Origin of the sequence: Shimia sediminis, assembly GCF_003990645.1 — a bacterium.
GTDB lineage: Bacteria > Pseudomonadota > Alphaproteobacteria > Rhodobacterales > Rhodobacteraceae > Shimia > Shimia sediminis.
The window spans coordinates 1-809 of the sequence record NZ_RYZK01000061.1; the positions used below are offsets into that span (position 1 = coordinate 1).

Here is an 809-nt window from a genome sequence, read left to right on the forward strand (position 1 = left end):
CTCAGCTCCAGCCCGTGGCGGTTTTCGTGGTGGTTTCGGTGGTGCAAGAGGACGTGGTGGCCCCCGTGGAAGAGGACGTGGGCGCGGTCGTGGACGTGGACGTGGAAAAGAAGATTCAAAAGAATGGATTCCAGTAACTAAACTTGGTCGTTTGGTTCGTGATGACAAGATTCGATCTCTGGAGGAAATTTATTTGTTTTCATTGCCTATCAAAGAATGCGAAATAATTGATCACTTTATTGGTTCTGACTTAAAAGACGAGGTTTTAAAAATCATGCCTGTCCAGAAGCAAACACGTGCAGGACAGCGTACTCGTTTCAAGGCATTTGTAGCAATTGGAGATAGCAAGGGACACATTGGTTTGGGGGTCAAGTGCAGTAAGGAAGTAGCTACTGCTATCCGAGGTGCTATAATTTTGGCCAAACTATCTGTTGTTCCTGTCCGTAGAGGTTACTGGGGAAATAAGATTGGTAAACCCCATACAGTACCATGCAAGGTAACTGGTAAATGCGGTTCTGTTGCTGTACGTCTAATACCTGCACCTCGTGGTACTGGTATAGTATCGGCCCCTGTTCCAAAGAAATTACTTCAAATGGCCGGTATCGAGGATTGTTATACATCTGCCAGGGGTTCAACTGGTACTTTAGGTAATTTTGCAAAGGCCACTTACGCGGCTATTGCGAAGACATACGCATACTTAACACCTGACTTATGGAAAGACATGCCTTTGACAAAGACACCTTACCAAGAGTTTGCGGACTATTTGGCCAAGAATCATCGTCCAGTTGCTAATACACAACGTCCCGCCG

1 protein-coding gene is annotated in these 809 nt (G+C 46.0%); it reads left to right on the top strand.

Going from position 1 to position 809, the window contains the following annotated elements:
- Positions 1-151: 151 nt before the first annotated feature.
- On the top strand, positions 152-809 hold a 658-nt coding region (gene rpsE, locus EK369_RS22865), incomplete at its 3' end, for a 30S ribosomal protein S5 (protein ID WP_235871512.1).